Source organism: Streptomyces sp. NPDC059917, from assembly GCF_042730635.1.
Lineage (GTDB): Bacteria > Actinomycetota > Actinomycetes > Streptomycetales > Streptomycetaceae > Streptomyces.
Window position 1 is genome coordinate 56,126 of the sequence record NZ_JBHWLC010000051.1, and the last position, 6,472, is coordinate 62,597.

The 6,472-nt window shown below is 68.3% G+C and carries 8 protein-coding genes and 2 pseudogenes; 2 read left to right on the top strand and 8 right to left on the bottom strand.

Features of this window, described 5'->3' with window-relative positions; translation table 11 throughout:
- Window positions 1–125: 125 nt before the first annotated feature.
- Window positions 126–499 (top strand): annotated as a pseudogene (locus tag ACFWAR_RS26490) (transposase); the annotation flags it as partial.
- An 18-nt stretch (window positions 500–517) separates the two neighbouring features.
- Here ACFWAR_RS26490 and ACFWAR_RS26495 read toward each other — a convergent pair.
- The 5 genes from ACFWAR_RS26495 to ACFWAR_RS26515 form a co-directional block, all read right to left on the bottom strand.
- Complete coding sequence (locus ACFWAR_RS26495) at window positions 518–685, bottom strand: hypothetical protein (RefSeq protein WP_385781897.1); 168 nt, start codon at window positions 683–685, stop codon at window positions 518–520.
- A 599-nt stretch (window positions 686–1,284) separates the two neighbouring features.
- The gene (locus ACFWAR_RS26500; protein ID WP_385781900.1) at window positions 1,285–1,620 is read right to left on the bottom strand and encodes a tetratricopeptide repeat protein; all 336 of its coding nucleotides are present in this window, start codon (window positions 1,618–1,620) and stop codon (window positions 1,285–1,287) included.
- Between the two features lie 24 nt (window positions 1,621–1,644).
- Window positions 1,645–2,040: a hypothetical protein gene (locus tag ACFWAR_RS26505; protein ID WP_385781903.1), complete on the bottom strand. Its 396-nt coding sequence runs from the start codon at window positions 2,038–2,040 to the stop codon at window positions 1,645–1,647.
- A 329-nt stretch (window positions 2,041–2,369) separates the two neighbouring features.
- Window positions 2,370–3,479 carry an SUKH-3 domain-containing protein gene (locus tag ACFWAR_RS26510; protein ID WP_385781905.1) on the bottom strand — a complete coding sequence of 370 codons (1,110 nt, stop codon included), beginning with the start codon at window positions 3,477–3,479 and terminating at the stop codon, window positions 2,370–2,372.
- Window positions 3,463–3,936: an SUKH-3 domain-containing protein gene (locus tag ACFWAR_RS26515; protein WP_385781908.1), complete on the bottom strand. Its 474-nt coding sequence runs from the start codon at window positions 3,934–3,936 to the stop codon at window positions 3,463–3,465. Before ACFWAR_RS26515 ends, ACFWAR_RS26510 begins: the two co-directional genes overlap by 17 nt.
- 610 nt (window positions 3,937–4,546) lie before the next feature.
- Here ACFWAR_RS26515 and ACFWAR_RS26520 point away from each other — a divergent pair.
- Window positions 4,547–4,741: a hypothetical protein gene (locus ACFWAR_RS26520; protein WP_385781910.1), complete on the top strand. Its 195-nt coding sequence runs from the start codon at window positions 4,547–4,549 to the stop codon at window positions 4,739–4,741.
- A gap of 354 nt (window positions 4,742–5,095) precedes the next feature.
- Here the strand turns inward: ACFWAR_RS26520 and ACFWAR_RS26525 are convergent, their stop codons facing one another.
- The 3 genes and pseudogenes from ACFWAR_RS26525 to ACFWAR_RS26535 form a co-directional block, all read right to left on the bottom strand.
- Complete coding sequence (locus ACFWAR_RS26525; RefSeq protein WP_385781919.1) at window positions 5,096–5,266, bottom strand: hypothetical protein; 171 nt, start codon at window positions 5,264–5,266, stop codon at window positions 5,096–5,098.
- Between the two features lie 83 nt (window positions 5,267–5,349).
- Window positions 5,350–5,667, bottom strand: a pseudogene (locus ACFWAR_RS26530) (methyltransferase domain-containing protein); the annotation flags it as partial.
- A gap of 171 nt (window positions 5,668–5,838) precedes the next feature.
- A complete protein-coding gene (locus ACFWAR_RS26535) occupies window positions 5,839–6,144 on the bottom strand; it encodes a hypothetical protein (protein WP_385781913.1) in 306 nt (101 codons plus the stop codon).
- Window positions 6,145–6,472: the final 328 nt, after the last annotated feature.

The window sequence follows — 6,472 nt, forward strand, 5'->3', positions numbered from 1 at the left end:
CCCATCCCAGCCGGGACTGCACGGCTCACCTCTCTCATATCGCCTGGGGACCTGGATGACCGAGGTCGGAAGGCCGCGTGTTCATCGAAGCCCTGGCCCTCCGCGTTACCGCGGGCTAGCCGGGCGACACCCCAGCCTCCGGGACCGTCATGGCCGGCATCCGTGTCCCGCGAAACGGGCCCGGCAGACCGAAGACCCGGCCCGATGCCGTGTTGGCGGACCGCGCGTATTCATCCCGCGCGATCCGCAGTCAACTCCGCCGACGTGGATTCCGTGCTGTCATCCCTCAGCCCTCCGACCAGATCGGCCACCGTCTACGGCGAGGCCGCGCGGCGGTCGTCCATCGGCCTTCGAGGCGAATGGGCAACGTAACGCGGTCGAGCGATGCATCAACCGGCTGAAGCAGTGACGCGGCCTGGCCATGCGAACGGACAAGCTCGCCATCGCCTACCAGGCTGCGCTCCACCTCGCCGCCATCCTCATCTGGGCACGGCGGTGACGACGAAGCGACGGCCTTTCAGTCGTAGAAGAAGAGCTCGAGGTCCTCGACGGATTCCGGGCCGGTGAGGAAGCCCTCAGCCTTCGCGATCTCGCCTTCTGGTGGCAGCTCACCCTTCAGGAACTGGCGCATCCAGATTTCTCCTTGCTCGCCCACCGCGTAGATACCGGACAGCAGCTCGGTCATGCCAGCAGGGTTTGACGGGACGCGTCCGGCGACGGGTTGGAGCACCCATCCGCCTGACCGGGCCGCGAGCCGCAGCACCCCGGCCCAGTTCGCGATCCTCCCGATGCGTACCTGCCACGAGTCCTCGGCGAACGGGGCCATCCGTCCACCATGGAGAGGGTTCGTGGCGGCACCGATATCCTAGATCACTTGCCGTTCCACAGCGTCACGGACCCAGCGCCCTTCCGGCGCCTCTTCGATGGCGGCTTCCCGCCATTTGCACCCGCCGTCGAATCGGTCCGCGAATGTGTCCATGTGGACAGGCTTCATGCGCGATGCCGCGAGCATTCAGGGGGGCCGACCAGTAGAACGACGCATCAAGGAGACAGGCTCTAGACCTCTGCTGAAACCTGGCTGGCCGCCATCATGCCGAACGCCGAAGAGCTTCGCCCTCGGCGCTGTCGCGGGCTACGGATGGTTGAGCTGACCGGAGCTGCTAGGAACGAATGAGAAACGCCCCTGCGCACCACCCCCGCATCTTCAGGGCGAGGTAGGCATCCTTCTCCAGCACGGTGCTGACGTCCCTGTGGAGGAGGGTCTGCAGGGTGTTCTCACCAGTGCTACGGAGCTGGCTTGTTCCGCAGTTGGGCAGCCTCGTTGTGCCGTCCGAGGCTGCGGTAGGTGGCGGGGAGGTTGGCGCGAGCGCTGAGGGTGTTGGGGTGGTCGGGTCCGTGGATGCGTTCGGAGTCGGCGTGGACGGATTCCAGGAGGGCGAGTGCGTCGTGGTGGCGCCCGAGGTGGTAGAAGGCGGTGACGAGGTCGGCGCGGGCTTTGATGGTGTCGGGGTGGTCCGGCCCGAGTACTCGGGCAGCCGTTTCCGTGAGCGAGGCCCAGTGGTTGTGGGCGTCCTGGTGTAGGCCCCCGGCTCTGAGGCTGCGCCCGTTAGAGAAGATCACAGGGTGGATGCCGTTCTGCCAGAGTTACTTCTCGGCGTGTTGGAGCAGTGTGGTGGCGTTGGTCCGCAGTGTTCGTGCGAGTTCCCGAGGTAGATCGGTGGGTGGCCAGATCGCGATGAGGGCGTCGGCGATAGTGGTGGTGAGGTCGGGGTGTTGGCTGGTGGGGGTGGTTTCGCGGATGGCGCGGGCGGCGCGGGCGTGCATCCGGATCTGGCGGTGCGGGGTGTGCGGGTCGGTGCTGATCAGTGCGTACCGGCGCAGGACCCGCAGAGCGCGGACCGCCTCCTCCGCCGTGGTCACCGCCTTGTCGCCTTGGCTCCGGGCCGCGGTGAGGAATTCGGTGACGGGTGGGGTGGTCGAGAGGGCTTCGGGGTGGCCGCTGGGGTCGAGGAGCGCGAGCAGCCGCACGAGAGGCAGCACCACGCCCACCGGGCCGGCCTGTTCGGCCGCGGTCAGGGAGAGGAGCAGGGCGGCGGTGACCTGCCGCTGGTAGCCCTCGGTGTCCGCCCAGTCCGGCAGTACGTCCTCCAGCCGGAGCGCTCGGTCGGCTAGGAGGTAGGCGGCGGCGTGGCCCAGGGCGAGCGGGAGGTGGCCGAGTACGCGGGCGACCTCGTCTTCCCGCCCGTCCAGAAGATGGTCTCCACCGTCACCGGCGACCCGCTCGCTAAAGAAGTCGACGACTCCCGGGGGTGTAGACGTCGATGTCGATGCGGGTGCGCGGCCGGTACGGAGAACACCAGCTCCGCTCCTTACGGGCGGAGGCCCGTGGCCTCCACGGCGGCCGCCATGTCGGCGGCCAGCTGATCAGCACCGTCCTCGAGCCGTCCGGCCCGCAGCGGGAACAGCTGATCGAGGACGAGCACGCCGATCCCGCGCAGACTGGTGACAGGCAGCCGGACCTCGCGCGCGCTGAAGGCGCCGTGCGCGTGCAGGACGTACACGGCGACCAGGACGGCCCGCGCGCCGGCGCGGATCGGGTCCCCCGCACCGAGACCGCGGTCGTCGAGGTTCCATACGCGGTGCCGGGCGGTCAGCCGGATCGACGCGCCGTCTTCGGCCAGGGCGGTGAGCCCGTCGTGGACGGTTTCACCGAGCAGTCGGGCGCCGCCGTGGTCCGCGGTGAACAGTCGGCCCAGCTCGTCGACGCCGAGCCGGGCGTCGGCATCGGTGCGCCCGAAGGGGAACAGCCGCACACCGAGGACTTCGGCGATCCCGTTGAAGGGCCGCGAGGCTTGCCGGGCCTCCATCGGGTCGACGACACAGCCCGTGGGCGCGACGTCCCGGCAGGGCCCGAAGGCCGGTACGCGAAGCCCGTGGAATTCGCGCAGGGCGCTCTCCGCGGCGGCGAAGAGCTGCCACGGGCCGAGCGGTACGGTCCTGAGGACGGCCAGCATGGCCGCGTCTCCTGCGTCCCGCCCGGGCTGCCATCCCGCGGCGCTCAGGGCAGCGAACTCCGCGTCACCGGTCATGGATGACGTTGACGCCGAGGTGGTCGAGCAGTGCGGAACAGGAGCGGCAGACCTCGGCCTCCGTACCGTGCTCGGGATCGCCGTGGGGCGGATCTTCCGGGCGACGATCGCGGCGCCGGCGAAGTGCGTGAGCGCCTCGTCGAGGGTGCCGGGCCGCCCGTCGCCGCGCTGTGCGTCGAGACCGTACAACTGGTCCGACACCAGTGCCGATTCGGCGCAGTACCCGATGAACGTCTCGCGCTGTGCGATCGGGAGCGCATCGAAGAACTCCTGCACGGCGGGGTGCAGCTGCGGCTCCCCGTCACCAGTGAAGTTGGTGTGGCTGACCACGGCCCCCTGCACGAGCAGCGAGGCGGCCACGCCGGGAATGTCGTCAGACACAGTAATCATCCACTTCGTCCTGGTCGCCACGCATCAGGCTGGAGAGTGCGTGCGCTTCGTTCTCGCCGAGGAAGTAGGGCCCCGTGTGGTGGAGGTAGAAGAACCGGCCGAGGTCGTCCATCAGAACGATTCCGGATTCACCGAATTCATAGCCGACGGGGAACAGTTTGCGTCCCACCTCGGCAGATAGTTCGGTGATGTCCTCGGCGTCCCCCTCATATCCCAGCGTCGGGTCCGCGACGAACACGCGCTCGGGCGCCAGTGGAGCCGGGAACTCCAGCCCGGCGTAGCGGCTGACGAATTCCCGCATGGCCCCCCAGGGGGCCATCGGGAAGTCCTGACGTGCGGAATCCCTGACCCTGGCATCGATGAGACGGTCGGCCTCGACGCGGTTGTGTAGGTCCGGATGCCAGCCATGGCTGCGGAGCCAGGAATCCACTTCTTCCGGCGATGCGGGCGATCTCATTTCTACACTCTCTGTAACAGGGGTTCGAGGTCATTGCAATGGCGATACCGAGTCTTTTCATCACTTGCTCGCAGCTTCGGCACGGCGGTATGCAACTCCCGTGCGGAATGATATTCGCTCGCTCGTTCGGATGGTCTCCTCCCGTGTACAGAGTGCATGACACTCCCTTCCAATGCCTTGGCGGCCTCGCCAGGAGTATTGATCTTCTGCCCGTTTGCTTCCAGAACATGGAGCTGGTCCGAAACCAGGGAGACCTCGGCGTATCCTCCATGCCCGTCCCATCATCAGCTCGCCTCGGTCGTGCGCGTCCGCGACGTCCTGGCACATGGAGGCGAGCATGGGATGAGTCGTCGGGAGCGACTGCCCGACGCCGTCGACAGGTAATCGCAAGTCCTGCCGGGGCTCGCGGCGCTGCCAGCCGCGGTGCCCCCGGCGGCGCGATCCGCGGATGCCCGGCAAGCCGGGAAGCGATCTTGTTTGGGGCGGGAACCGATTCCTCGGAAATTCTGCGTCACCGCAGGTCAACGAATTGTTCCGGGTGACCTCGATACGAAGGAGATGAGCAGGTGGTGGAGGTCGCCGAGCGAGCGCGGAGCACGGGACCGTGGTGATGGGCATGTCCCGGGCGCAGCGGCGCAACAGCAAGGCGTGCGCCGCAGTGGTCGACGGAGCCGGACATCACAAGGACGTCCGCCTCGTGCTGCTCGCCTCTGACGGCGCCTCGGAGCAGGTCGACCAGAACGCGGCTGAGACGCTGTGCCCCGTCACGGGACCGACCGACAGACGCTGGCCGACGCACTCGTGACCGCCGCCGTCGCACTGCTGGGCTGTACCTGCTGATGGACCTGGGCCGTCGCCCTTCCCGGCGGGCTCGGAGGTGGGACGGCGGGGTCAAGATGGAGCTGGGGTCGTCGAGCCAGAGGTGCTGGCCATCGCGGTTGACGGTGAGGCCGGCCTGGTCTCGGCTGGGGCAGCCCAGGCGGGTCCACCACTGGTGGGCGGTGGCGGCTTCGTCCCACAGCTTTCGTGGCCCGAACGGGTCGACTTCGAACTCCGTGGGCCCGGGCGTGTACTCGATGGTGGCCCAGGAGGCGCGGTCGTCGGCGAGGATCCACAAGGCGGCCTCTCCGCTGCCGTCGTCGGCTTCCGCGAGCAGGTACTAGGCGTCCGCCAGGGCCAGCCCCACGAAGAACAGCGCGTCCGGATCCTCGGCGAAGGCGCACGGGTTGATGGGGGTGCGGCTGGGGGTGCCGGTGTCGTGCTGCCGGTAGAAGTCGGAAAGGTACCCGCGGTGGGCCGCCCGGTCCGGGTCCGCATGAACGCCGGCCACCCCGTGAACCGGCCCACGCCCCGCCCGCCGTCGACGTCTAGGACGGCGTAGGAGTGGGAGAAGAAGCTGCCGCCCCATGGTGCCACGATCCGCCCCTGCGGGGTCTGCTCGACCCAGGCGTAAGGGATCTCGCGAACGGTGTAGGTGGCGATCAGGCGGTCGTAGGGAGCCCGCCCGGGCCACCCCAGCCCGGCATCCCCCACCGCCAGATACGGCGCGTACCCCGCGGCGGCCGGGTTCTTCCCAGCCTGCGCCACCAGCCCACCGTCGATGTCGAGCGAGGTGACGTTCTGCGCACCCAAGCGGTGGGAGAACCAGGCCGCGTTGTACCCGGTCCCGGTCCCGGCCTCCAGCACCCGCTGACCGGAACGCACATCGAGAAGAGCGAGCATCTCCAGCATCACCGTCGGCACCGGATTCGACGACGTCGGCTACCAGTACCCGCCCACGGCCACCGCAAGCCCGTTCGTCGCCGGAGCGATGCGGCCCCACGCGCGAGGGTGAGTCACCATCGAGCAGGCAGTGGGACCGGCGGGCACCCCTGGGAATGGTCTACGACCCCAGCCCCATCGTCAGTAGGTGCTGGATGAGTAGCGGATGTGTGCGGTTCCGTCTGGTTCGAAGTCGGCTGCCAGGCCGATGGTGTAGGCGCCTTTTGTGGTTGCGGCCATGGGGTCCCGGTGCACTGCCACGCAGAGGTCTGCTTTGCAGGACGAAGGTATCCCCGTGGCCGCCGGGGGCTCGCGGTCGGGGAAGTACCGATTCACCCAGGCGTCGAGGTCAGCCCGTGGCATCTGCCAGGTGCCTCTGTAGGAGCGGTCCAGCACGCCGTCGCTTTCGCACTTCGCGTCCGTAGCCCGTTCCGGCAGCTCGGCCATCGCGAACGCTGTTGCTTCCTTGCACGGGACCCCTGTGGGGTCTCCGAGGTGCTCCATGGCGAAGGCTGAGCAGGCGACGAATACCACCGGAGCGCAGGCGATGGCGAGGGCGAGCGACGCCCATGTGCTGCTTCTGGGAAGGTGTCCCGCTGGTGTACTCACTGAAAGCCCCCACGATCGGTACGTGCATGCGCCCTGAACGTGTTCAAGTTATCGCTCCTGCCGCAACACCGCATCCTTCATTGCGGGGACTATCCCGGGTGCGGGTTGGCTGTCCATTGGCTGTCCGCGTAACGGGGCCGGTTCTGAGGCGGAGCCGGAATTGCCT

Bases quoted from the DNA above. Each gene is read 5' to 3' on its own strand.
- ACFWAR_RS26535 (WP_385781913.1), bottom strand. From the start codon at position 6,144: ATGGCCGAGCTGCCGGAACGGGCTACGGACGCGAAGTGCGAAAGCGAC.
- ACFWAR_RS26495 (WP_385781897.1), bottom strand. From the start codon at position 685: ATGACCGAGCTGCTGTCCGGTATCTACGCGGTGGGCGAGCAAGGAGAA.
- ACFWAR_RS26515 (WP_385781908.1), bottom strand. From the start codon at position 3,936: ATGAGATCGCCCGCATCGCCGGAAGAAGTGGATTCCTGGCTCCGCAGC.
- ACFWAR_RS26520 (WP_385781910.1), top strand. From the start codon at position 4,547: ATGGGCATGTCCCGGGCGCAGCGGCGCAACAGCAAGGCGTGCGCCGCA.
- ACFWAR_RS26510 (WP_385781905.1), bottom strand. From the start codon at position 3,479: ATGATTACTGTGTCTGACGACATTCCCGGCGTGGCCGCCTCGCTGCTC.